This is a genomic window from Xylanimonas allomyrinae, assembly GCF_004135345.1.
In the GTDB taxonomy this organism is placed as follows: domain Bacteria; phylum Actinomycetota; class Actinomycetes; order Actinomycetales; family Cellulomonadaceae; genus Xylanimonas; species Xylanimonas allomyrinae.
The window spans coordinates 1,760,478-1,784,654 of sequence record NZ_CP035495.1; the positions used below are offsets into that span (position 1 = coordinate 1,760,478).

Below are 24,177 nucleotides of genomic sequence, written 5' to 3' on the forward strand. Positions count from 1 at the left end.
TCCGATACTCAATTCAACTCACCCTTCTGCCACCCCGATTTGGGGAAGCCGTCCACGTTCCCGTCCGTACCCAAAGGCCCACCAGGTCCAGCCCCCGGCAGACCGCCGAGCGGCGCCACCCGGTCTTGTGGCGCGGTGGCCGGGACCGCGTGCGTCGACGCCCAGGAGCGCACCTGGGCAACCTCGTCAGCCTGCGTCACACTCACCGGCACCATCGCATCGACCGCGCGGAACAGGTCTGCCTCCAACAACTGGCGACGATCAGCGAACGCTTCCACCAAAGCCGTCGCCACGCTCTGCTCGATCTCCGCTCCGGAGAACCCCTCCGATGCGGCCGCCAGGCGCGTACACAACCCCTGATCGACTTGCACCGCGCCACCGGCCCGAGAGCCCTCCAGGCGGGCGCGCAGTCGCACCGCCCAGATTTCCTCCCGCTCCACAGCGGTGGGCAGGTCGACGAAGAAGACTTCGTCGAAGCGGCCCTTACGCACCAGCTCCGGCGGCAGCCGGTCGGCACGATTCGCCGTCGCGATCACGAACACCGGCGCCGTCTTCTCCGCCATCCACGTCAGGAACGACCCGAACACACGCGCAGTCGTACCCGAGTCACCACCACTGGCCAGCCCAGCGAAGCCCTTGTCGATCTCGTCAACCCACACGATGCATGGTGCGACTGCCTCCGCCGTCCGCAGCACCGCACGCATGTTCGCCTCGCTCGAACCCATCAGCCCGCCAAACACCCGCCCCACGTCCAGGCGCAGCAACGGCAGCCCCCACACCCCCGCCACGGCCTTCGCCGTCAACGACTTCCCACACCCCGGCACCCCGGTGATCAGCACGCCTTTCGGTGGTGGCACCCCGAACGCGCGTGCCTCCTGAAGCCATAACCCGTCCCGCTTTTCGAACCAGCATTTCAGGTCCGACATCCCGCCAACATCCATCAACCCCGCGTCCGCATCGACGAACTCCAACAGGCCGGCCTTACGCACCACCGAACGCTTCTCAGCCAGTACGACCTCTGCGTCCTCGGTGGTCAGGCGGCCGTCGGCGACCATCGCCTTCGCGAACGCGTTCGACGCCTCATTGACCGTCAGCCCGAGAGCGGCCACCACCAGACCCTCACGACCCGCGGCATCCAGGTCGACCACGATCCGACCCGACCGGTTCGCCTCAACGATCCCGTCCAGGACTCGGCCAATCTCCACCGCGCCCGGCAACGGGAAGTCGACCAGAGTCACGTCCCGCTCGCGCACGCTGCCGGCCCGGAGTGCCGCACGATCGACTCCTGGACCGGCCTGTGCGTCATCGCAGTCTTGCCCCCGACGACAGAGCCCGTCGTCGACCCGGTCGACGACGGTCCTCAGGACTCTGGCGCAGGCTCTCCGTGCTTCTTCGACCCGTCGCGCTTCGGTTACGCGGACGTTCCGGCTGGCCCGGTGCCGTGCACGAGCGACTTGGGCTACTGGTCGTCGTCGTTGCAGTGCTATGTGCGGGTGATGGATCCGCAGCCGGATGCGGGTGATCCCTCCTGGGCGGGCCGCTCGCCGGAGGATGGCGGTGCGGTCTACGGCTGCTATCAGCCGCTGCCGGTCGACGTCGACGTCTACGTGTGGTTGCTGAATCCGCCGACCCCGGCGTCGGCGGGTCCGTCTCCGCGGGCGGTGGCGCAGATGGCGGTCGACGAGATGGGTCTGTCGGCGATCGAGATCGGGATCGTTCCCGAGCCGCGGCCGGGGTCCATCGGGATCGTGGGCATGCCGGTGTGGATGTGGGCACGCAACCCGGGTCCGTCGACTGTCGGGCCGATCACCGCTTCGGCGTCTGCTGGTGGGATCACGGTGACGGCGACGGCGCGGATCCACAAGTACACCTGGTCGATGGGCGACGGCGGGACCGTCGTCTGCTCGGGGCCTGGCACACCTTTCACCGACGACCGTGGCGGCGAGCCCTCGCCGGACTGTGGGTACACGTACTCGTCCTCGAGCGCCGGGCTTCCGGGTGACTCGTTCACGGTGACCGCGTCTTCTGACTGGGTCATCGACTGGGCTGGTGCAGGCCAGACCGGCACGATCCGCATGGACGACCTGGAGCGTTCGGTGCAGATCGTGGTCGGTGAGGCGCAGGTGCTCGTGACCAACTGAGGTTGCGAGGAGGAGGGAAGGACGGGCCCCGTGTCCGAGACCACCACTCGTCAGCGTTCGTCGAGCGGCGCCCCAGCGCCCGCACCAGTGAAGGCCGTGCCCCCGCCGGGGATGCGACGGCGCCCGGCGGTGCTGATCGCCGGGCTCACGCTTGTCGCGGTGGGTGTCGTGTCGGGGTGGATGGTGTGGTCGCGCGACGACACGACGATCGAGGTCCTCGCCGCCCGGGACGGGATCGAGCGGGGGCAGGTGATCGCGTCCGACGACGTCGCGGTCGCCCGCATCCCGTCGGATCTCGGCTGGGCGGTCGTCCCCGCATCGAGGCTCGACGACGTCGTCGGCAAGCGCGCCGCGGTCGACGTCGCGGCGGGTACGTCGATCTCGGCCGACGCCGTGACCGACATCCAGGTCCCGGCGGACGGGTACTCGATCGTCGGAGTCGAGCTGTCCTCGAAGCAGGCGCCCGGCATGGGGTTGCGGGTCGGTGACCGGGTGACCGTCGTCGTAACGCCGTCGGCTGCGACCGAGGCGAGTGACGTCCCGGCGTCGACGCCCGCGGAGGTGGCAGGGGTCTCAATGTCGGTGGAGACGGGGAACACGGTCCTGGACCTGCTGGTGCCGCAGGCGCAGTCGGCGCTGCTCGCGGCCCGGGTCGCGACCGGTGACTTCGCGGTCGTGCTCGAGTCGAGGGACCGGTGAGCGCACGGTGGCCGTGATCGCGTTGTGCTCGGCGTCCGGGTCGCCTGGGGTGACGACCACGGCGGTGGCTCTGGCGTGGAACTGGCACCGGCCGGTGTGGCTGGTGGATGCCGACCCGGTGGGCGGGTCGGCGATCCTGGCGGGGATCTTCCGCGGGATGCGGGAGTACGAGGCGGGCCTCGTCGAGCTCGCCCTGTCTCCTCTCGACACCGCGGACGCCTTGCTGGACGTCGGCCAGCCGGTCGAGGGCACCTCGGTCACGTTCGTTCCCGGTCCCCGCTCCCGCGCGCAGGTCCCCAGCCTGGAGCCGATGTGGGGTCGTCTCGGCGATGCGCTGGACGATCTCGACAAGGGCGGGCAGGACGTCATCGTCGACGCCGGACGGCTCGGGATGCGCGGGTCGCCCGAGCCGCTTCTCGCACTGGCTGACCTCACGCTGGTCGTCACGCGCGCGAACCTTGTCGCGTTGTCCGCGGTGCGGTCGTGGGCGTCGCCGCTGGCCGAACGGAGCCCGGCCTGGCGTGATCCTGGGCTGCTGGTCGTCGGGGCCGGGCGCCCGTACCCGTCGAAGGAGGTCGCCGAGTTCCTGGGGTTGCCGGTGGTGGCGTCGGTGCACGACGACGCCCGCGCTGCCGGGGTGTATCACAGCGGGCTCGCACCAGAGCGGAAGTGGGCGACGGGCACCTACGCCCGGTCGGTGCGGGGCGCGGCGGACGCCATCACGAGCCGGATCGCCCGGGGCCGGGCCGAGCTGCTGGAAGGGGTCACGTCATGACCGACGTCGAAGCCACCCACCACGACCAGGCGCCCGCGGAGGCTGCGGCGTCGCCGCCGTCGTCGCTGGCGAGGATCCCGCTGTTCGGCTCCCGCCTGCGGGTGAACCCCGCCGCTCCGGCGTCGAGGACTTCGAGGGGCGTGCCCCGCGCGGGTTCCCCTGGTGCACCGTCTGGTCGCGTCCCGCGCCCTGCGCGCGAGCCGGGTGCTTCGAGCCGGGCGGCGGCCGCGCCGCCGCCGAGCAGCGACGCGGCCGCTGGGCTGCCCGGCGGCGACGCGCTGCTGTCCGAGCCGGCTCTGCCGCCCTTCCCGCAGCACCTGTCGGGCGGGGCGGACGAGGTGGACTGGAAGGTGGTCGAGCTTCTGCGACGGCAGGCGTCCGAGCAGATCGCCGCCGCGATCCGCGCCGACGACGCCCCCGCGGACCGGGCGGACGACAGGCAGCGTGGTCTGGCGATCGTGCTGGACCTGGTCGCCGCAGTGAACGCCGACCGCGCCGACACCGGCTCCACCGCCTGGACCTCCGATCAGCAGCACGCCCTCGTGCGCGCCGTGATGGACCAGCTCTTCGGACTGGGACGCCTGCAGCCGTTGGTGGACCGCGAGGACCTGGAGAACATTGAGATCGACGGACACGCGAACGTCCGCCTGCAACGCTCCGACGGGACGTACGAGAAGGGGGCGCCTGTCGCCGGTTCCGACGAGGAGCTGATCGCGTTGCTGCAGCAGATCGCGTCCAAGGGTGACGCGAACGCCCGCGCGTTCTCCCCCGCCCAGCCGAACCTCGACCTGCGGCTCGAGGGCGGGCACCGATTGTCGGCGGCGGCGTGGGTCTCGACCCGTCCGCAGATCAACATCCGCCGCCACCGCCTCGTGGACGTCTCGCTCGCGGACATGGTCGAGACCGGGGAGCTCTCCGAGGTCATGGCCTCGTTCCTGGCCGCGGCGGTGCGGGCTCGCAGATCGATCGTCGTCTCGGGCGCGCAGGGCGCGGGGAAGACGACCCTGACGCGGGCGCTGTGCGCGGCGATCGCGTACGAGGAGGCGATCGGGACGTTCGAGACCGAGTACGAGCTCATGCTCCACGAGATGCCGGACCGGCACGCGATGGTGCGCCACTACGAGGCCCGGCCCGGAACCGGTGAGATCGGCCCGGACGGCCGTCCGGCCGGCGAGTACCCGCTGCACCGGTTGCTGTACAACTCGATGCGGCAGAACCTGTCGCGCCTCATCGTCGGGGAGGTTCGCGGACCCGAGGTCTGGACGATGCTCACGGCGATGGAGTCGGGCACCGGGTCGATCTCGACGACGCACGCCTCGCACGCCGACGCCGCCCTGCGCAAGCTCGTCACCTGCGCGATGGAGGCCGGCGTCTCCGCCGAGCTCGCGACGGCGAAGCTCGCGCAGACCATCGACCTGATCGTCCACATCGACCTCGACACCGCTACGACCCGCCCCGTTGACACGCCGCGGCCACGGCGGCGGGTCACCGAGATCATCGCGGTCACCCCTGGGGAGGACGCGAAGGGGTACGCGACCGAGCACGTCTTTCGAGCCGAGCCCGACGACCCCGGCCCTGGGCGCCCGCACGTGCTCCCCCACGAGTACCGGAGCCTGGCACGCCACGGGTTCGACATGGACGCCTACACCCGAGCGCAGAACGGCAGGGCCGCCTGATGGACCCCCGCCTCCTGGCGGCCATGGTCGGCGGCGGACTCATCGCCCTCGGCCTGCTCCTGGCCCTGCTGGCCGTCTTCGACACCCGCGACCTCGACCCCGTCGCCACACCAGCCCGGCCGAACGTCCGGGGTGCGCGGCTGGGGAAGGTGACCCGCCGGTCCTGGACCCTGCTCGGGGTCGGCGTCCTCGCCGGGATCGTGCTGTGGCAGGTCACCGGGCTGGCGATCACCGTCGTCGCCGTACCCCTGGCCGCCGTCGGGCTGCCGTGGCTGATGTCCGCCCAGGGCGCCAAGGTCCGCATCGACCGGCTCGACGCAATGGCCGAGTGGACCCGGTCCCTGTCCGGGATCCTGACCGTCGGCGTCGGGCTCGAGGAGGCCCTCGCGTCCTCCATCCGTTCCACCCCGGCCACGATCCACCCCGAGGTGGCCCGCCTCGTGGCCCGGCTGCGCGCCCGCTGGACCCCGGAGGACGCACTGCGCGCCTTCGCCGACGACCTCGACGACGCCACCGGAGATCTCATCGCCGGCGCCCTGATCCTCGCCTCCCCAAGACGCGGCCGCGGCCTGTCCGACGTGCTCAAAGCGCTGGCCAGCACCGTGGGCGACGAGATCCGCAACCGGCGCCAGATCGAGGCCGACCGCGCCAAACCGCGGGCGACCGCCCGCTGGGTCACCCTGATCTCCGTCGCCGTCCTCGCCGTGCTGTCCCTGACCGGGGACTACGTCGAGCCGTACCGCACCCCGCTCGGGCAGGTCGTCCTCACGGTCCTCCTGGCCGCCTACGTCGCCTGCCTGCTGTGGCTCAAACGGATCGCGACCGGCGCCCCCGCCGCCCGCTGGCTGAACAAGCAGGTGAGCCGATGAGCACCTCACTCGCCCTGTCGATCGCCGCCGGGGGAAGCATCGGCCTCGGGGTCGCCCTGCTGATCGGGTGGCTGACCCCCGCCCGGGTCGACCTCGGCGACGCCCTGACCCGCCTGACCCCCACGCACCGCGCCCCCACGCTCGAGGATGCCCGGGCAGCGGACCCGACAGAACGGCTGGGAAGGTGGGCGATGACGCACCTGCCCGCCCGGGTGTGGGCCCGCACCCCGCGCGCCGAGCTCACCCTGCTCAACCGGCCGCTGGGCAGGTTCTACGGGGACAAGCTCACGTTCGCCGCCGTCGGCCTGCTCGCCCCACCGTTCCTGACCACCCTGTACGGCGCGATCGGGTTGCAGGTGCCGTTCGTGATCCCCGCGACCGCGTCCCTGCTGTGCGCGGCCGGCCTGTTCTACCTGCCGAACCACAACGTCGTCTCCGACGCCGCGAAAGCGCGCGTCGAGTTCCGGCGCACCCTGTCCGGGTTCATCGAGCTCGTCGCCCTCGAACGCACCAACGGGTCAGGGGTGCGCCAGTCCCTGGAAGCCGCCGCCGACATCGGCAACACATGGGTCTTCGACCGCATCGACGAGGAGCTCAACCGTGCCAACCTGTCCGGCGTCGCACCCTGGACCGCGCTGCGCGAGGTCGGCGACGAGCTCGGCCTGCCCGAGCTGCACGACTTCGCCGACATCATGCGCCTGTCCGGGGAACAGGGCGCCGCGATCTACACCAACCTGCGCGCCCGCGCCGACACCATGCGCGCCGCCCTGCTCGGCGAAGAGCTTGCCGCGGCGAACGCCGAGTCCGAACGCATGACGATCCCCGGATCGCTGCTCGGCGTGGTGTTCATGGGCCTGCTCATCGCACCCCCGCTCCTGCGGATGCTCCTGCACACCTGACCCGAAGGAACCCCACCCACCAAGGAGAGTCACCATGTTGCGCCTTTACGTCACCCTGCTGGCCGTCAGGTCCGCGCTGCTCTCCCGCTTCGAGGACGACGACCCCGAGCGGGGGAACTTCACCATCGAGAACGTCCTGTGGGCCGTCGCCGTCATCGCCATCGTCGGGATCGTCGTGGTGGCGATCAAGAGCTATGTCACCGACCAGGCCGAGCTCATCCAGTAACCCCCGCCACGCACGCCACCCCCGGCAGACGTGGCGCTCGGAGCGAGGGTCGAGCACGATCGAGATGGCGATCGTGTTTCCCGCCGTGCTCGCCCTGATGTTCCTCGGCATCCAGTCCGCACTGTACTTTCACGCCCGAACCGTCGCCCTGACCGCCGCCACCGAGGGCGTCAAGGCCGCCGCCGCCGAACACGGGCAGGCCGCGGACGGAACGGCCACAGCCCTCGCGTTCGTCGCCGACGCCGGCGGCGACGACGTCCTGCCCGACGCCGCCGCCACCGCGACCACGTCCGCGACGACCGCCACCGTCCAGGTCACCGGGCACTCGATGTCCGTCATCCCCGGCTGGACACCCGACATCACCGCCACCGCCACCGCACCACGAGAGGCGCTGCGATGACACGGCTGCGCGCCCCGCACCACACACCGCCCACCGGCCGGCGCGACCACGGCAAGCGCGAGGACGGGCAGCGCGGGTCGGCGGCCATCGAGGCGGCCATCGTCGTGCCAGCGTTCGGGCTGCTCGTCGCGCTCGTCGTGCTCGGCGGGCGTGTCACCCTCGCCCACCAGATCGTCCAGTCCGCCGCCGCCGACGCCGCCCGGTCCGCCTCCCTCGAACGCGCCCCCGCGGCCGCCGCCGACGCCGCCACCGCTGCGGCCCGGCTGACCCTCGACGGGCAGCACCCCGAGTGCACCGCCGCCACCGTGAACGTCACCCCCACCAGCCTCGACGGCCCACCCGGGACGGACGCGACCGTGACCGTCACCGTGACCTGCGACGTCACCCTGAGCGACCTGACGTTCATCCCCGGCGTGCCCGGCACCCGCACCGTCTCAGCGACCATGACCAGCCCCGTCGACAGGTGGACCGCACGATGAGCCCACGACACGCCGCCCCCACCCGCCACGACCCACGCGACCGACACGACCGACGTCGCACGGGCGGTGAACGAGGGTCGATCTCGGCGTGGGCGGCGCTCAGCGCCGCCGTGATCATCATCTGCGTAGGCCTGGCCGTCGACCTCGGCGGACAGGTCCACGCCCTGCAACGCGCGCACGACCTCGCCGCGCAGGCCGCCCGCGCCGGCGGTCAAGCCCTCTCCGAAGCGACCGCGATGCGCGGGGGCGTCCTGGCCGTCGACGTCGCCCAGGCCAAGGCCGAAGCCCAGCGCTACCTCGACGCGGCGGGAGCCACCGGGACCGTCACCGTCACCGGCGGGACCCGCGTCACCGTCACCGTCACCGACTCCTACGACACGGTCTTCCTCGGGGCGATCGGCATCAACCGGCTCGACGTCACCTCCGATGCGACCGCACGCACCATCCGCACCGTGGGAGGCGACGAACGATGAGACCCGCCACCGCGCGCCTCCACGGAGTCGCCGGCATCCTCGCGATCGTCGCGTTCCTCGTCGCCGTCCCAGCCCTCCTCACCACCGCCCGCATCACCCCCTGGGACATCGACTGGGCCATGGTCGGGCAGCGCCTGTCCCTGCCCGACAACGGGACCCTGCTCGTCATCCTCATCGGGCTGGCCGCCTGGGCCGGTTGGGCATACTTCGCCCTGGCGATCCTCACCGAGCTCACCGCCCGCGCCCGCGGAACCCGCACCCCGCACCTGCACGGCTTCGCCCTGCCCCAGGGCGTCGCACGCAGGATCATCGACGTCGCCGCCCTCGCCTTCACCGCGCTGCCCACCCTGGCCGCGACCGCCCCGCCCGCACACGGCGAGCCCATCACCGTCGTCGCACCCCGCGACCCGACGCCGACCGCCCTCACGGCGGGTGCGACCAGCCCGCCCAGCACCGCCACCGCCACCGTGACCGCCGATGCGCCGGCGACCGTGGAGTACACGGTGCGCCGCGGTGACTCCCTGTGGCGCATCGCCGACCAACGGCTCGGCGACGGACACCGGTGGACCGAGATCCACGACCTCAACAGGGCCTCCCTCGGGGACACGCCCGACCTCATCACACCCGGCACCCGCCTGCTGCTGCCCGCCGAGACAACCGCCCCTGCACCGAGCGGCGACTACATCGTCCAGCCCGGCGACACCCTCTCCCAGATCGCCATGAACGAGCTCGGCGACCCGAACGCCTACCCCCGCATCGCCGACGCCTCCCGGGACATCGTCCAGCCCGGCGGGCAGCACCTCACCGACCCCGACCACATCGAACCCGGCTGGACCCTCGACCTCACCCCCGACGGCCCGCCCCCGGCTCCCATCGCGTCCACGACACCGGCCCCTACTTCGCCGCGCGAGACGCCTGCGGCGACGCCCGATCCCGCGCCAGACTCCTCGCCCGCCACCCCGATCCCGTCACCCACGACGCCTGCCCCGTCGACCGCGCCCGGGCAAGCCGAGGCACACCCACCGGCTGCAGCCGCGGCGACGGCGCCGGACCCCGCCGCGGACGAGGCCCCGCGGACGAGGCCGACACGGACCGTGGCGCACCTGCCTGGCTGCTCTCGGGCCTGTCCGGCTCCTCGGCGCTGCTCGGCGCCGGGATCTTCCTGACGATCCGCGCCCGACGCCGCTCCCAGCAACGATTCCGGGACCCCGGCCACATCATCGCCCCGCCCCCCGCCGACCTCACTCCCGTTGCCCACACCGCCCAGTCGGCCGGAGAGCCGCTGGCCCACCACCTCGTCCAGCTCGACCTCGCACTGCGGGCGATGACCGCCCCGTTCCTCGACCCCGCACACCACCCCCGCGTCCAGACCGTCGCGCTCAGCCGCGACCGCATCACCCTCCACCTCGACCAACCCGCCGACCTCGTCTCCCCCTGGGCCGGCGAGGGCACCACCTGGAGCACCCCGGTCGACGCCGACTTCCCCGACGTCGAAACCACCGCGCCCTACCCGATGCTCGTCTCGATCGGCGCCGCCACCGACGGGACCGTCTGGCTCCTCAACCTCGAACAGACCCGCACCCTGCACGTCACCGGCACCCCCAGCGAAGTCGAAGCGTTCGCCCGGCACGTCGCCGTCGAGCTCGCCACCGCCCCGTGGGCGGCCCTCGTCGATGTCCACACCATCGCCGTCGGCGCGGACCTCGACGACCTCAACGGCACCCGCCTGACCCACCACCGCGACCCGTCCGACGCTCTCCTGACCGCCACGGCCGAACAGGTCGAGTCGACCGCCCACAGCGGTGACTGGGATCCCGAAGACCGCACGGTCCTGGTCCTCGGCGCCACCGTCGACCCCGCAACGACCAGGCGCCTGGCGACCGGACTCGCCGCCCACGAGACGCGCCCTGCCGTCGCGGTCCTCGCCCTGGGAGAGGCCAACAGTGACGACACCCTTGAGGTGCGGATCCTCGACGGCCGGTTGCACATCGACGCGCTCGCCATCGACGTCCAGGCCGCGCTCCTGCCCGCGGACGACGCCGCAGGCATCAAACGCCTCCTCACAGTCCTCGACACCCACGAGAACACACCCATGCCCGTCGACGAGATCACCGTCGACGGCATCGGCGCCCTCGTCGACCGCGCCGGCGCCATCCGCCCCACACTCACCGAACCGCGCACCCCAGCGACGCTCGCGACCGGGCGCACCGTCCTACCCGAGCCGGAACTGGAGTACGCCGACGCCGCCGCCCTGACCGTCGAGGACGTCCACACCCTCGCCCCGGCCGTCAGCGACCACGTCGCAGAACAGGTCATCGCCGCCGACCCCGACCTGGACCGCGACCTCGCCTGGTGGCACCAAGGCAACGACTGCCCCGTGCCGCGCGTCGAGCTTCTCGGATCCGTCACGATCCACGGCCACGGCAGACCAGGCGAGGTCATCAACCGCCGCGAGCACTACGCCGAGATCGCCACCTTCATCACCATCACCCCCGGCGAGCCCAGCGCCCGCGACATCGCCGAGGCCTTCCACATCTCCGAAGAACGCGCGCGCGTCAGCGTCTCGAACCTGCGTGCCTACCTCGGCGAACACCACCTACCCAAGTCCGTCCACAGCACAGCAGGGCCGCACGGCTGGACCGGGTACCACCTCGACGGCGTCCTGTTCGACGTTGAACTCTTCACCCGGCTGCGCGCCCGCGCCCAAGCCCTGGGAACCCTCAACGACGGCGAGGGCATCGCCTACCTCGTCGAAGCCCTCCGACTCGTACGCGGCGAACCCTTCACCGACCGCCGCGCCGGATCCTGGGCCTGGCTCAACGACCGACCCGACAGACCCGACATGATCGCCGCCGCAGCCGCCGTCGACGTCGCACTCATCCTCCACGGCCACGACCTGCACCCGGCCACCACCAACCTGCCCCGCGCCCGCTGGGCCGCCGAGACCGCACTCAAAGCAGCGCCCTACGACGACAGTGCATGGCTCGCCCTCGCCCAGGTCGCCGACGCCGAAGGCAACCACGCCGAAGCCCACGCGATCCGCGTCGCCGTCGACCAACGCACCGACGACGAGCGACCTCCACTCGACCCGCCTGCCCGCACCCGGCGGGGATAGCCGCACCGCGCGAGGCCTGGCGACTCTGCCGGATGGGTTTCGATCAACCGCGCCAACGGCGCCGTCGTCACGCCCGCTCCGCCGACCCGATGACACTCATCCTTCCGGTGACCACTATCAATCGGTCAGCCCTGACGGCAACGCGAGCAAGACCTCGCGTGTCGCAGTGCCCGACCTGCAACGGTGGCTATGGGTGGGCGAGGCCGGTCTGATAGGCGAGGACGACGAGCTGGGCGCGGTCTCGCAGGCCGAGCTTGAGGATGGCGCGGTTGACGTGGGTCTTGACGGTCAGCGGTGAGATGTACAGGCGGTCGGCGATCTCCTGGTTGCTCAGCCCCTCGGCAACCAGTGCGGAGACCTGGCGTTCGCGTTCGGTCAGGTCTCGCAGCCGGTCCTCACCGCCCGCCGCGGGGGCGGTCGGCGCGGCGAGGAAGGTGCCGATCAGCGCGCGTGTCGCGGCGGGTGACAGGAGCGCCTCGCCGGCGGCGACGAGGCGGACGGCGTCGAGGAGGTCGTCGGGCTCGACGGCCTTGCTCAGGAAGCCGCTGGCTCCGGCGCGCAGCGCCTCGAAGACGTACTCGTCCTGTTCGAACGTGGTCACGATGAGGACCTTGATGCCGGCCAGGGAGTCGTCCGAGCTGATCTGCTGGGTCGCAGCGAGCCCGTCGACGTCGGGCATGCGAATGTCCATGAGCACGACGTCGGCGCGCTCGGCGCGCGCGACCCGGACGGCCTGGGCGCCGTCGGGCGCTTCGCCGACGACCTGCATGTCGGGTGCGGAGTCGATGATGACGCGAAAGCCGAGGCGCACGAGCGCCTGGTCGTCCGCGATGACGACCTTGATGGTCACGCCGGTCTCTCCTTGGTGGACGTGGGCAGGTGGGCGACGACGGCGAAGCCGCCGTCCGGGGTGGGTCTGGCGTCGAGGGTCCCGCCGGCACCGGTGACGCGTTCGCGCATGCCGACAAGGCCGAGGCCGCTGCCGGGCACCGCGTCGGCCGTCGACCGCGGGGCGGTCTCGGCCCGGGGGTTGGTGACGGTGATCTCGAGGTCGTCGCGGCAGGTGATGGTCACCGTGACCGGGGTGCCCGGGGCATGCTTGCGGGCGTTGGTCAGCGCCTCCTGCACGACGCGGAACGCGGCCAGGTCGACGTCGGGGAGCAGCGTGGTCGGGACGGGCCCGAGGTGCAGGTGCACGGACGTCCCGTCCTCGCGGACCGCCTCGACGAGGGCCGCGACGTCGTCGAGCCCGCGCACCGGTGCCGTCACCGCGTCGACGGCGGTGCCGTCGCGGCGCAGCACGGCCAGCACGGAGTGAAGCTCGCCGAGGACGGTCTTGGCCGAGGTGCGGATGTTGCGCACGGCGTCGGCGACGACCTGCTCGTCACGGCCGAGCATGTGCTCGGCCATCCCCGCCTGGACGCTGATCGCCGAAACGTGGTGGGCCATGACGTCGTGCAGCTCGCGCGCGATCCGCAGCCGTTCCTCGGCAACCCGGCGCCGCGCGGCCTCCTCACGCCCCTGCTCGGCGCGCACGGCCCGGTCCGTGAGCGCCGCGACCGTGTCGCGGCGGCTACGGATCGCGATGGCGATCGCCGTCAGGGTCCACAACCACAGCACCACGTCCTCACGGCGCAGCAGGCCGTCGCTCGCGAACGCGGTCGCGAGGGCGAGCCCCTCGAAGATGACCGTGGCCGCCCCGGCGGCGATGATCGCCCTGCGCGGCGGCCGGGCGAGCGCGTAACCGAAGACGGCGACGCATGAGCCACGGCCCGCGGACGCCACGTGGGCGCTTTGCCACGTGAGCCTCCGAGCCTGTCCATCCCGGTCGTCTAGCCGACGCCGTCATTGGCCCAGCGTCGGTGTCTGGGTAGCGGTGGCCAGCCTGTCGTCGACCGTCGTGGCCGCCTCGCCGTCGTCGGCGTCTGCTCCCCCACCGCCACCTCAGCAGCCCGCACGACGAGTCCACCCTCCGCGGCCGGCCGCAGGGCGCGTCGGACGGGCGGGCGGCGGACCTGGCCGCAGATGCCGGATTGCGCTGCGCCCGCCGGTCACGGATCGGTGTCGAGGTCGGTGACTTCGAGCTCCGCGTAGGTGAAGGCGCCCTCGGGGGCGTGCCACACAGCGGACGCGGCTGTCGCGGTCCGCCGTCCACGCAGTTCTCGGTGGCCGCTGATGGGGGTGGACCAGCGCATGGGGGTAAACTCGCGACCGCGTGCGTCGGCCTGCAACCGGTCGTCCGAGACGAAGTCGACCAGGTCGCCATCCGGGCTGAACTCCAGGATCGCGGTCACGGTCTGGCCCGCCGCGGTGAAGATCCCGCGGACGTGATGCTCGTCGAGCGTCTCCCAGGTAACGGGTGCGAAGGGCAGCGCGCCGGGTGCCAGGATGCACAGGTCGTTGAAGACGGTGACGGTCTCGCCCTGGTTCATCGCTGGGCCCGAGCCGTCCACGACCCGGACGAGCGATAGCAGGTCGACGTGCATCACGGCGTGGCCACCGGCCATGACGTGCAGTACGTCGACGGGCAGTCCGCGCATGGTCGCGTCGAGCAGGAACAGTCGTGTCGGGTGGGGCCCGTAGGTGTTGACCTGCTCGCCGAGGAACGCCATCCATGGTCCGTCGGCGCTGGAGCGGATGCGACCACGCAGCGTGGCACGGAAGCGCGTCACGCGCGGCAGCCCGACGGCGCCGGAACGGCGCACGTAGCGGGCGACGGCGTCGGGCAGGTGGTCTAGGTCGCGTTCGGTGAGTGCCTCGGTTGCCCCGGCAGGGCCGGCGAGGGCGGTTGCCACGTGTCGGCGGTACTGCGCGCGCAGGCCGCGGCGTCGCGACGCGAAATACCGGTACGGCGCGCCCAGCGCCTGCATCACGGCGCGGCGCAACCTGCTGGAACCCGGCCGGTTCACGCGGGCACCTCCCCCGTGGCGTCGGTGCGCTGGAGCGTGTCGATGCACCGCGACACCAGCCCGAACAAGGTGGCGACCTCGCAGTCGGTCAGGTCGGCGAAGACGGCGCCGAGGAACGCGCGCTGCTGGGCTACGGCCTCGGTGGTGTCGAAGACGGCGCTGACCTTGTCGGTGACCGCCAGGCGCACCGTGCGACCGTCAGACGGATCAGGAAGGAGCTCCACCAGGCCGCGCGCCGCGACCTGTCCGGCGATCTTCTTGACGTTCTGCCGCGACGTGCCGAACACCGCGGCGGTCTGGCTGAGCGTGGGCCGCTGGCCCGGGAAGGCCCTGGTCAGTACCGCCAGGAGCAGCCACTGCCTGCTGGTGACCCCAAACGGCACGAGCGCCGCTTCGGTGTGCCGTGTCAGGTGCTGGCCGAGCACGAACAGGGATCCGAAGATCTCGGCTTCAGTTTCAGATCGATCCATCTGCGTAACCTATTACGCATCTGATGACCGCGCATTCTTCGCCGGAGGGCTACCGCCGGCGGTCGGCTTGATCGCGGCGCCGGACGCTCATTGCCCTTCCCTGCGGTCGTTGGCCGGCGGCCCCTGTCGTGGTGTCTCCCGCGCCGTCGCGCTTGTCTCTGCGGTCACTGGAGCCACCGCGAGGTGAGCCTCGGCCGTGGGCGGGCTGCATTTCTCCTGGGACGGTGTTGTCGCTTCCCGACCTGGCGCGCCCGCGGCTGTCAACGAAATCGCTGAGAAATCGATCACGATCGGGCCTGAAACACATCGTTCCTACAGTCGGCCCGCCGGCACGCACCACAGTCCGCAACCCTCGCCACGCTCGGCGTGCCACGGCGCGCACGAAGGAGCCGCATACATGTCACACCACGTCTCGATTCGGTGGAGGGCGGCATCAGCGGCCACCTTTGCCGCCCTGGTCGCCGGCCTGCTTGCGGCGGTCGCGCCGTCCGCGGCAGCCGACGACAAAGCTGTCGGTCCCGGGTGGAACGCCATCGCAACTGCCGGTGGCGCGGAGGTCACGTACACCCTCCCCGACACGCTGCCGATCATCGACGACGCACCGACACTCGTCGTCAACGGCACGCCTGTCCCCGCCACGGAGTCGGCGGACGGCACGACCCTCTCCGCGACCGTGCCCCTCGCTGTCAGCGACGTCGACTCGGTCTCGTTCGCGTGGACCTCGGGCGAGACCGTCATCGACAAGACCTCGCCGGAAGCGGTCGCCGAGCGCAGCGCCAAGGCGGCCCCTGCCGCCTCGACGGCCGCCGCGCCGAGCACCGCGGTGCTCGAGGCCGCCGCTGCCGACGGCGCCGAGGTCGGCCCGTACTCCTACACCGTCGACGACTACGACTTCGGCGACCAGGCGATCGACCTCGCAGCGATCGGCGGCATCCGCGGAGAGCTCACTGGCCGCATCTACCTCCCGACGGCCGGTGGCGCCCGCCCCGTCGTCATCCTCCTTCACGGCCGCCACACCTCGTGCTCCACCCTCGTCAGCGGCACGCAGAACCCGAACCGCTGGCCGTGCGTCGGCGGGCAGACCGAGGTCCCGAGCTACAAGGGCTACGACGGCACCGGCGAGACGCTCGCGAGCCAGGGCTACGCGGTCGTGTCGATCTCGGCGAACGCGATCAACGCGAACGACAACCAGCTCGCCGCCGACAACGGCGCCGAGGCCCGCGGCCAGCTCGTGCTCGACACGCTGTCCTTCCTGCAGAAGGCCACCGAGGGCAAGGTCGTGTCATTCCATGACGACGCTCTCGACCGCGACATGACGCTCGATGACGCGCTCGATGCCCCGCAGGCCGACCTCGGCTCCACGGACCCGAACACGCTCGACGCGTCCGGCCTCATCGGCCGTCTCGACTTCTCGAGCATCGGCCTCATGGGTCACTCGCGCGGCGGTGAGGGCGTCGTCTCGGCCGTCGAGCTCAACCAGGCGCTCGACAAGCCGTTCTCCATCAAGTCCGTCCTGCCGCTCGCGCCCGTCGACTTCGGTCGCATGACCGTCGCGAACACGCCGATGCTCCTGATCCTCCCCTACTGCGACGGCGATGTCTCCAACCAGCAGGGCCAGCATTTCGTCGACGACTCGCGGTACGCGTTCGACCAGTCCGTCCTGATCTCGACGGTGTGGGTCATGGGCGCCAACCACAACTTCTTCAACTCCGTGTGGACGCCGGGCAAGTACGGCTACTCGACGTCGGACGACTGGGGCGCCACCTCGACCGACTCCTACTGCGGCCCGCGCTCTTCCACCAACCAGCGCCTAACGGCGGACGAGCAGTACGACGTCGGTACGTCCCTGATGAGCGCCTGGTTCCGTCTCACCCTGGGCGGCGACGACGACCTCATGTCCGCCTTCGACGGTTCGACGCCGCAGACGCCGATCCCCTCCGTCCCGACGGCCGATGTTCGCACCGTGGGCTTCGCCCCGACCGCGTCCCGCGTCGACCTCGAACCGTTCACGACTGCGAGTGCCACGACGACGGCCTCGGGTTCGGCGTCGTACGTGACGTGCGCGAGCGCGGGTGGCCGCACCCTGCCGCAGGACCTGCCGGCCTGTGCGACGGCGATCAGCGGCGTGCGCAGCACGAGCGGTATGCCGCACTGGACGCCGGCGTCGTTCGCACCGAACGTCCCCGCCTCGCCCATGGGTGAGTTCACGTGGACCTCGACGTCAGACGCGGGCCTCACCGTCACCCTGCCAGGGCAGCAGAAGAACGCCAGCAAGTACGACTATCTGACATTCAAGACGGCCCCGGAGGAGAACGTCGTCTCCGGCACCGACCTGGTCGTCACGGTGAAGGACACGTCCGGGAAGTCGTGGAGCGCGCCGGTCTCCGAGCTCAACCCGCTCGCCGTCCAGCGCATGCCGAAGAGCACCTCGACGACGCTCAACAAGATCGTGCTCCAGCAGGTCTCGATCCCCATCACCTCCCTGACCGGCGTCGACACGAAGAAGCTGGCCTCGGTTACCTTCTCCGGTGGGGTCGGTGCCGACGGCACCGAGTCGGGCGGCGTCTACCTCTCCGACCTCGCGTACTCGAGCTACTCGGTCGGCGACACCCTCGCCACGGGCACTCCGTGGACGATGAAGAAGGAGCCGACCATCAACGTCGACGCCACCTTCCTCGAGGAGGGCTCGGGCCCGTCGACCAAGCAGGTCGCGGTGTACCTCTCCAAGCCGTCGAACCACGAGACGAGCGCGTGGTTCTCCCTCGTCGGCTCGACCGCGTCGAGCGCCAAGGCGGGCCTCGCCCTCCAGAAGGTCACCTTCGCCAAGGGCGAGACCTGCAAGGCGATCGACATCCCGACGAACGGAGACACCACGGCGAGCAGCTCGACGCTGACGACCTACAAGATGTCGGTGTCGCAGAACGAGGGCGTCATCGCGGGCAAGAGCGCCGTGACGTTCCTGACCGTCCGCGAGGACGACGGTATGACAGGTTCGGCCACGCCTGCTCCGGCGGTCGGCGTCCAGGGTGACGCGTGCGCCGAGGCACTCGCCAAGTCGCAGACGTTCCCGCTGTCGGTGACCACGTCGAAGCCGGCGCTCGGATCAACCGTCACGGTGAAGGCGACGGGCTACCGCGCCGGCGAGGCCGTCACCTTCACCGTCGACGACGTGGCTTCCACCGTCGCCGCCGACGGGTCGGGAGCGGCAACCTCTCCCGTCGTCGTCTCGACCTCAAGGGTCGCCGTGACGGCGGTCGGCGCCGGCTCCAGCCGCACCTCGACGGCGACCATCACGGCGAAGTAGCCCTTCGTCAGAGCACCGCACGGTGAGCACGGTGGCCGCCCCGACTCGTCGGGGCGGCCACCTCCTGTTTCACGGAGTGACTCCCCGCAGGGCTCCTGTTCCACGATGCAGGTCGACCGGGTGACGGTGATCTCCCAGGCGTTGACCTGGGAGCAGCCAGCGGAGCGTGGGAGATCCTCGCGCCCGAAGCGACGTCACCGGCTCGCGGGTCAGAGCTCCTCGCGGCGGAGCACGATGGCGGCTGTGGCGAGGAGTGCTGCGGCGAGGGCGAGCCCGGTGCCGAGGGGCCACCACGGGCCTTGACCCCGTTTCTCGGACACGGGGTTTGCAGGCTATGCAGCCTTGGTGATCGTAGCGGTGATGGTTGTCGTGCTCGGGGTCAGGGCGCGTTCGTAGGCGTCGGGTGAGACGTTGCCGATCGCGGTGTGACGGCGGCGTGTGTTGTACCTGTTGACCCACCGGAACGTCTCTCGGCGTGCGGTGTGGACATCGGCGAACGCGGGGGCGCCGGCGAGGGTCTCGCGCTTGTAGGACGCGTTGAACGCCTCGGCCAGCGCGTTGTCCGCAGACGACCCGATGGCGCCCATCGACTGGATGACGCCGTAGCGGGTGCACAGGTCGGCGTAGGCCTTGGCTGTGTAGACGCTGGGTTCAACCGATGGTCGCAACACTCCAGGTCAGGAGGAGTGTCGTGGGTCGACCGTCGGATTGGATGCGTGAGGTCACGGGGCGCGCGCCGCTGAAGTCGCCAGGGGCGCCGAGTCGTCCCCGCGCGGTGGAGCGCCGGTTCTGGGACGAGATCGCCACGGGGAAGCTGCCGCGTGAGGCCGCGGAGGCGGTAGGCGTGGCGCAGGCCGTGGGGCAGCGGTGGTTCCGTCACGCTGGCGGGATGACACCGTACTCCTGGCCTGCGCCGTCGGGCCGGTATCTTTCGTTCGCGGAGCGTGAGGAGATCGCGATCGGCAACGCGCTCGGCAAGGGCGTTCGCGAGATCGCTGGCGCGCTCGGGCGGAGCCCGTCGACGATCTCGCGCGAGCTGCGCCGCAACGCCGCCACTCGCGGCGGCAAGCTCGACTACCGGGCGTCGGTGGCGCAGTGGAAGGCGGAGATGTACGCCCGCCGACCCAAGCTTGCAAAGCTCGCCACGAACGCGCGGTTGCGTGAGTACGTCGAGGACCGCCTGGCGGGCCAGATCCGGATGCCGAACGGCGCGGTCGTCGCCGGCCCCGTCGAGCGGGACTGGAAGGGCCTGAACAAGCCCCACCGCCAGGACCGGCGCTGGGTCAAGGCATGGAGCCCCGAGCAGATCTCCAACCGGCTGAAGATCGACTTCCCCGATGATGAGGCCATGAGGATCAGCCACGAGGCGATCTACCAGGCCCTGTTCATCGAGGCCCGCGGTGCGCTCAAGCGTGAGCTCATCCTCTGCCTGCGCACCGGGCGGGCCCTGCGAATGCCTCGGGCTCGTTCGAAGCGTGTGCCCTGGGCGCACGTGACCGAGGATGTGCTGATCAGCGAGCGGCCCGCCGAGGCCGAGGACCGCGCGATCCCTGGCCACCACGAGGGCGACCTGATCATCGGCATCAACCGGTCAGCGATCGGCACCGTCGTCGAACGCACAACGGGCTACACCACCCTGGTCCACCTGCCCCGCGAGGCGGGCTGGCGTGAGCAGCCGCTCGTGAAGAACGGTCCCGCGCTCTCCGGCTATGGCGCCATCTCGATGAACAAGGCCCTCGCCCGAGCGCTGGCGTCGATGCCTGACGATCTCAAGCGCTCCCTGACCTGGGACCGCGGCAAAGAGATGTCGGCCCACGCACAGTTCACCATCGACACCGGTCTCAAGGTCTACTTCGCCGATCCGCGCAGCCCGTGGCAGCGCGGCACGAACGAGAACACCAACGGGCTGCTCCGGCAGTACTTCCCCAAGGGCACCGACCTCTCGAGGTGGGATGCCGCAGACCTGGCCGCGGTTGCTCACGCCCTCAACACACGGCCGCGGAAGAGGCTCGGCTGGCGAACCCCGGCCGAAGCGTGGGACGAGCACCTACGATCTACCGAACAGCAACGTGTTGCGACGACCAGTTGATTCCGCCGACCGATCCGTGATCGCTGTGGAAGATCGCCCCGGCCAGGGAGCCGCGCACGCCGGCGGCCATCGTCAGGGCGTCGGCGACGAGGTCGGTGCGCATGTGGTCGGCCAGCGCCCACCCGGCGAGCTTGCGTGAGTGCAGGTCGATCACCGTGGCCAGGTACCAGTTCGAGCCGTCCGCGATGGGGACGTACGTGATATCGCCGACGTAGCGGCAGTTGACCGCCTCGGCGGTGAAGTCCCGCCCGAGCAGGTCGGGGAACTTGCGACCCGACTGATCCGGGACCGTGGTCCGCACGCGGCGGCGCAGCCGGATCCCGGCCAGCCCGTGGTCGCGCATGACCCGGGCGACGCGCTTGTGGTTCACCCGCTCACGGTCGGGCGCCCCGTCGTTGAGCTCGCCGGTGACCCTGGGGGCACCGTAGGCACGGTCCCCACCCCGGGCGGGGTCCTGAGCTGCCCGGATGCGGGCGGCCAGCGCCTCGTCCGCGGCCGCCCTCGCGTGACGTCTCGGGGCGGCCTTGACCCAGTCGTAGTACGACGAGCGGGCCACCTGAACGACCTGGCACAACCGCTTCACCTCGAAGGCGTGCTGGTGGTCGGCGACGAACTGGAAGCGGTTCACCAGCGCGTCTCCCCGGCGACGCTTCTATGTCTCGTGTCAAGCCGACAGGGCCCACATCTGCCGATAGAGCTGGCGGGCGATGTACCGCTTGAGGCAGCGGCGGATCTCTCGGGGGTGCGTCCTTCTGCGGTGCGCCGGGCGACGTACGCGCGGGTCTCCTCGTCGTGCACCATGCGGACCTTCGCGACGATGTCGAGTGCCATGTTGAGATGCCGGTCGCCGCTGCGAGACAGTCGGTGGCGTGTCGTCTTCCCCGAGGACGCCGGCAGCGGGGCGGTGCCGGCGAGGGCGGCGAAGGCGGCCTCGGAGCGGACGCGTCCTCGGTGCGACCAGACGGTCAGGAGCGTCGCGGCGACGACCGGGCCGACTCCCGGGATCTCGAGCAGGCCGGGCATGAGCTCGCCGACATGCGTGGCCAGCGCAGCCCGGTTGTCCTTGAGCGACTCGGTTGCTGACTCGACGGACTTGGCGAGGCGGCGTGCCTCGCTGCGGATCGTCGAGGTCGCGAGATCGTCACTGGCGCGGGTGCGCCATGCGGCGATCGTGCGGACCTGGGCGTCGCTCAGCGCCTTGCGTGCGTCCACGTTGAGACCGTGCGTCCGCACCAGGGCGTTGAGGGCGTTGCGGTCAGCGGTGCGCCGCGCGTCCATCGCCCGGCGGGCCACGAGCAGGACACGCAGCGCCGACCGCCGACCCTCGGCCCGCGGGGTGATCAGCTCGGCCTCGTCGCTGGCCAGCGCTGTGCGCGCCGCAGCACGAGCGTCGATCGGGTCCGACTTGCCGTGCACGGCCCGCTGCGCACGCTTGGGCGGCTTGACCTCGCACACCCGCTCCTCGCGGCGCGCGAGCTCGCGCGCCAGCCCAGCCCCGTAGGAGCCGGTGCACTCGATCGCGACGAGCCGGCGGCCCGGGGCGCGACGGGCGATCCAGTCCGCAGCCCGCGCCAGCCCGGCCGGGTGCGTCGGGAACTGCGCCTGGTCGACGACGGCGCCGGTCGCGGCTGCCAGGACCGCGTAGTCGTGGGTGGCGGCGTGGGTGTCCACGCCGATGACGTACTCGAACAGCTCGGCAACTTGGGCCACGAAGACTCCTGTGTGTTCTCCAGCATGGGCAGCGCCGAACCTGGAGGAGGTCTCGCGGCAGTTCTCTAACGAGTCACACGCGCAAGGCGCGGACGAGCTTCTATCAAGCCAGCAGGACCGGACAGGCCCGGCCCCGACCTCGCCCGGCGGACAAGTCGCAGGAAGAGCAGACGACCACAGGAAGTGACGCGCCGCCAGAAATACTTCGGGTCACGCCGAGCGAGGCCGGGCCAAGTCTGTCAGCCGACCCCAGGCCAGCTGGGATCATTAGAGAAATCCTTCGCCGCCGACCGCAGGATGTCCCGCTCGGTCACGAGCTTCTTGACCTCGGCGCGTTGTGCCGCCAGCTCGGCCTCGAGCCGCGCGATCCGCGCCGTGTCCGACTCGGGTGCCGCTCCCGCATCCGGCCCGGTGGCCGACGGCGTCTTGGCCCCGGTCCCGAACGTCTTGACCCAGACCCGCAGCGTCTCGCGTGAGACCCCCAGATCCGCCCCGATCCCCTGGATCGTCGCGCCCGGCGTCGACTCGTACAAGTCCACCGCCCGCCGCTTGAACTCCTCGTCGTAGAACTTCCCAGCCATCCTCAGATTCTCGCTTCCCCCGCCCCACGGCGGATTCAGCGTGTCCGAGAAACGGGGTCAGGGCCCATGGACCCGAGGACACCGGCGATCATGACGGCCAGGTCCGAACCGCCCAGCACGGTCGCCAGAGGATCGGACGCCTGACCGGGAGCTGCCGTGATCAGGATCCCGGCCAGCGCCGCGACCCCCACCATGACCAGCGCCAGCAGCCCGCAGGTCAACCACGTCCCGCGCAGCGAGCGCGCCTTGATCCACTCCGAGCGCACCACACGCGCGAACGTCTGCCGGTAGGCGGTGCCGGGCTCGCTGGTGCCGACCGGCGTCCTGTCCATCACTGCCACGGTCATCACGCCGCCTCCTTCGTCTCGATGCTGTCCTGCACGGCGCTGACCTGCGCGGACCCGGAGCCGTACTCCACGCTCCCGCGCGTCAACGCCCAGTACGCCGACTCCAGGCTGGCGCCCACCGGCGCCAGGTGATGCAGCCGCACCCCGGCCTGGGCGGCGATGTCACCGATCAGCCCCGCGTCCAGGCCACGGACCTGCACCAGCGCGTCGCCGCCCACCGCGACCGACCCGCCCGCCCGCGCCAGCAACGGCACGAGCACCGCCGCGTCAGGCGAACCCACCGACACCGCGCCCCCGGTCGAACGGGCGATGAACTCCTCGATCGGGCTGTCCGCCAAGATCCGGCCCTGCCCGATCACCAGCAGATGGTCCGCCACCAGCTCCATCTCGCTCATCAGGTGCGAGGACAGCAAGATCGTGCAGCCCTCCCCAGCGAGCTGCGTGAGCAGGTTCCGGATCCACTGGATCCCGTCGACGTCCAGACCGTTGACCGGCTCGTCCAGGATCAGCACCTGCGGCTCGGCCAGCAGCGCCGCAGCGATGCCCAGCCGCTGGCTCATGCCCAAAGAGAACAGCCCCACCCGGCGGTGCGCCACCTCCGACAGGCCGACGACCTCCAGCACCGCCTCCACCCGCCGCGGCCCCGCACCCACCGTCGCACCCAGCGCGAGCAGATGGTTGCGCGCCGACCGCGCGCCGTCGGCAGCCTTCGCGTCCAACAGCGCGCCCACCTCGGACAACGGCGCACTCGTCCGCTCGAACGGGCGGCCGTTGACCAACGCCCGCCCCGACGTCGGACGATCCAGCCCGAGAATCGCGCGCATCGTCGTCGACTTGCCCGCACCATTCGGCCCCAGGAACCCAGTCACCCTCCCCGGCTGGACGACAGCACTCACATGGTCCACGGCAACCTTCGAGCCGTACACCTTGGTCAACTCCTGCAACTCGATCATGAGGAATCCTTCGTTCGGTTCCCCCAAGGCTCCCCGGGTCGCCCCGGCTTGTCGTCGTCCCG

General features: G+C 71.2%; 22 protein-coding genes and 3 pseudogenes. 14 read left to right on the plus strand and 11 right to left on the minus strand.

What is annotated here, in order from left to right; all coding sequences use genetic code 11:
- Positions 1–8: 8 nt before the first annotated feature.
- Positions 9–1,238, minus strand: coding sequence for an AAA family ATPase (locus tag ET495_RS08015; protein ID WP_245993372.1), 1,230 nt, complete (start codon positions 1,236–1,238; stop codon positions 9–11).
- 258 nt (positions 1,239–1,496) lie between these two features.
- Between ET495_RS08015 and ET495_RS18100 the strand changes: the two genes are divergently transcribed.
- The 12 genes from ET495_RS18100 (at position 1,497) to ET495_RS08075 (ending at position 11,752) form a co-directional block, all read left to right on the plus strand.
- Positions 1,497–2,141 (plus strand): hypothetical protein, encoded by a 645-nt coding sequence (locus tag ET495_RS18100; RefSeq protein WP_211340994.1) that lies wholly within the window; start codon positions 1,497–1,499, stop codon positions 2,139–2,141.
- Positions 2,142–2,171: 30 nt separating this feature from the next.
- Complete coding sequence (locus ET495_RS08025; RefSeq protein ID WP_129204068.1) at positions 2,172–2,840, plus strand: SAF domain-containing protein; 669 nt, start codon at positions 2,172–2,174, stop codon at positions 2,838–2,840.
- A 64-nt stretch (positions 2,841–2,904) separates the two neighbouring features.
- Positions 2,905–3,615: a CpaE/TadZ family protein gene (locus ET495_RS08030; RefSeq protein WP_245993373.1), complete on the plus strand. Its 711-nt coding sequence runs from the start codon at positions 2,905–2,907 to the stop codon at positions 3,613–3,615.
- Entirely contained in the window at positions 3,612–5,291 is a 1,680-nt protein-coding gene (locus tag ET495_RS08035) for a TadA family conjugal transfer-associated ATPase (protein ID WP_129204072.1), read from the plus strand. Before ET495_RS08030 ends, ET495_RS08035 begins: the two co-directional genes overlap by 4 nt.
- Complete coding sequence (locus tag ET495_RS08040; RefSeq protein WP_129204074.1) at positions 5,291–6,160, plus strand: type II secretion system F family protein; 870 nt, start codon at positions 5,291–5,293, stop codon at positions 6,158–6,160. The genes ET495_RS08035 and ET495_RS08040 overlap by 1 nt, the downstream gene beginning before the upstream one ends.
- The gene (locus tag ET495_RS08045) at positions 6,157–7,059 is read left to right on the plus strand and encodes a type II secretion system F family protein (protein ID WP_129204076.1); all 903 of its coding nucleotides are present in this window, start codon (positions 6,157–6,159) and stop codon (positions 7,057–7,059) included. The genes ET495_RS08040 and ET495_RS08045 overlap by 4 nt, the downstream gene beginning before the upstream one ends.
- Before the next feature lie 34 nt (positions 7,060–7,093).
- A complete protein-coding gene (locus ET495_RS08050; RefSeq protein ID WP_129204079.1) occupies positions 7,094–7,285 on the plus strand; it encodes a hypothetical protein in 192 nt (63 codons plus the stop codon).
- 64 nt (positions 7,286–7,349) lie between these two features.
- Entirely contained in the window at positions 7,350–7,685 is a 336-nt protein-coding gene (locus ET495_RS08055) for a TadE family protein (protein WP_211340937.1), read from the plus strand.
- Positions 7,682–8,164 carry a TadE family protein gene (locus ET495_RS08060; RefSeq protein WP_129204083.1) on the plus strand — a complete coding sequence of 161 codons (483 nt, stop codon included), beginning with the start codon at positions 7,682–7,684 and terminating at the stop codon, positions 8,162–8,164. Before ET495_RS08055 ends, ET495_RS08060 begins: the two co-directional genes overlap by 4 nt.
- A complete protein-coding gene (locus ET495_RS08065) occupies positions 8,161–8,637 on the plus strand; it encodes a pilus assembly protein TadG-related protein (RefSeq protein WP_170220577.1) in 477 nt (158 codons plus the stop codon). The genes ET495_RS08060 and ET495_RS08065 overlap by 4 nt, the downstream gene beginning before the upstream one ends.
- The gene (locus ET495_RS08070) at positions 8,634–9,803 is read left to right on the plus strand and encodes a LysM peptidoglycan-binding domain-containing protein (RefSeq protein ID WP_129204085.1); all 1,170 of its coding nucleotides are present in this window, start codon (positions 8,634–8,636) and stop codon (positions 9,801–9,803) included. Before ET495_RS08065 ends, ET495_RS08070 begins: the two co-directional genes overlap by 4 nt.
- A gap of 158 nt (positions 9,804–9,961) precedes the next feature.
- The gene (locus ET495_RS08075; RefSeq protein ID WP_129204087.1) at positions 9,962–11,752 is read left to right on the plus strand and encodes a bacterial transcriptional activator domain-containing protein; all 1,791 of its coding nucleotides are present in this window, start codon (positions 9,962–9,964) and stop codon (positions 11,750–11,752) included.
- A gap of 187 nt (positions 11,753–11,939) precedes the next feature.
- Here ET495_RS08075 and ET495_RS08080 read toward each other — a convergent pair whose 3' ends face one another.
- The 4 genes from ET495_RS08080 to ET495_RS08095 all read right to left on the minus strand — a co-directional run bounded on the left by ET495_RS08080 (position 11,940) and on the right by ET495_RS08095 (position 15,131).
- A complete protein-coding gene (locus ET495_RS08080; protein WP_129204089.1) occupies positions 11,940–12,602 on the minus strand; it encodes a response regulator transcription factor in 663 nt (220 codons plus the stop codon).
- On the minus strand, positions 12,599–13,537 hold the full coding sequence (locus ET495_RS08085; RefSeq protein WP_129204091.1) for a sensor histidine kinase: 939 nt from the start codon (positions 13,535–13,537) through the stop codon (positions 12,599–12,601). The genes ET495_RS08080 and ET495_RS08085 overlap by 4 nt, the downstream gene beginning before the upstream one ends.
- A gap of 266 nt (positions 13,538–13,803) precedes the next feature.
- Positions 13,804–14,547, minus strand: coding sequence for a DUF6544 family protein (locus tag ET495_RS08090; RefSeq protein WP_162616407.1), 744 nt, complete (start codon positions 14,545–14,547; stop codon positions 13,804–13,806).
- Positions 14,548–14,657: 110 nt separating this feature from the next.
- Complete coding sequence (locus ET495_RS08095) at positions 14,658–15,131, minus strand: MarR family winged helix-turn-helix transcriptional regulator (protein WP_129204095.1); 474 nt, start codon at positions 15,129–15,131, stop codon at positions 14,658–14,660.
- Between the two features lie 397 nt (positions 15,132–15,528).
- On the opposite strand from ET495_RS08095, the gene ET495_RS08100 reads away from it, so the two are divergent.
- Positions 15,529–18,435, plus strand: a complete 2,907-nt coding sequence (locus ET495_RS08100) for an alpha/beta hydrolase (protein ID WP_129204097.1) — start codon at positions 15,529–15,531, stop codon at positions 18,433–18,435.
- A 332-nt stretch (positions 18,436–18,767) separates the two neighbouring features.
- Here the strand turns inward: ET495_RS08100 and ET495_RS08105 are convergent, their stop codons facing one another.
- A complete protein-coding gene (locus ET495_RS08105) occupies positions 18,768–19,103 on the minus strand; it encodes an integrase core domain-containing protein (RefSeq protein WP_129204099.1) in 336 nt (111 codons plus the stop codon).
- Positions 19,104–19,147: 44 nt separating this feature from the next.
- Here ET495_RS08105 and ET495_RS08110 point away from each other — a divergent pair, with 44 nt between their 5' ends.
- On the plus strand, positions 19,148–20,524 hold the full coding sequence (locus tag ET495_RS08110) for an IS30 family transposase (RefSeq protein WP_211340938.1): 1,377 nt from the start codon (positions 19,148–19,150) through the stop codon (positions 20,522–20,524).
- A 7-nt stretch (positions 20,525–20,531) separates the two neighbouring features.
- Here ET495_RS08110 and ET495_RS08115 read toward each other — a convergent pair.
- The 5 genes and pseudogenes from ET495_RS08115 to ET495_RS08135 all read right to left on the minus strand — a co-directional run.
- Positions 20,532–21,309, minus strand: a pseudogene (locus ET495_RS08115) (IS3 family transposase); the annotation flags it as partial.
- Between the two features lie 19 nt (positions 21,310–21,328).
- Positions 21,329–22,234: pseudogene (locus ET495_RS08120) on the minus strand (IS110 family RNA-guided transposase); the annotation flags it as partial.
- A gap of 272 nt (positions 22,235–22,506) precedes the next feature.
- A pseudogene (locus ET495_RS08125) lies at positions 22,507–22,815 on the minus strand (transposase); the annotation flags it as partial.
- Positions 22,816–22,850: 35 nt separating this feature from the next.
- Positions 22,851–23,162 (minus strand): hypothetical protein, encoded by a 312-nt coding sequence (locus tag ET495_RS08130; RefSeq protein WP_129204107.1) that lies wholly within the window; start codon positions 23,160–23,162, stop codon positions 22,851–22,853.
- Positions 23,162–24,115, minus strand: coding sequence for an ATP-binding cassette domain-containing protein (locus ET495_RS08135; protein WP_129204109.1), 954 nt, complete (start codon positions 24,113–24,115; stop codon positions 23,162–23,164). Before ET495_RS08135 ends, ET495_RS08130 begins: the two co-directional genes overlap by 1 nt.
- Positions 24,116–24,177: the final 62 nt, after the last annotated feature.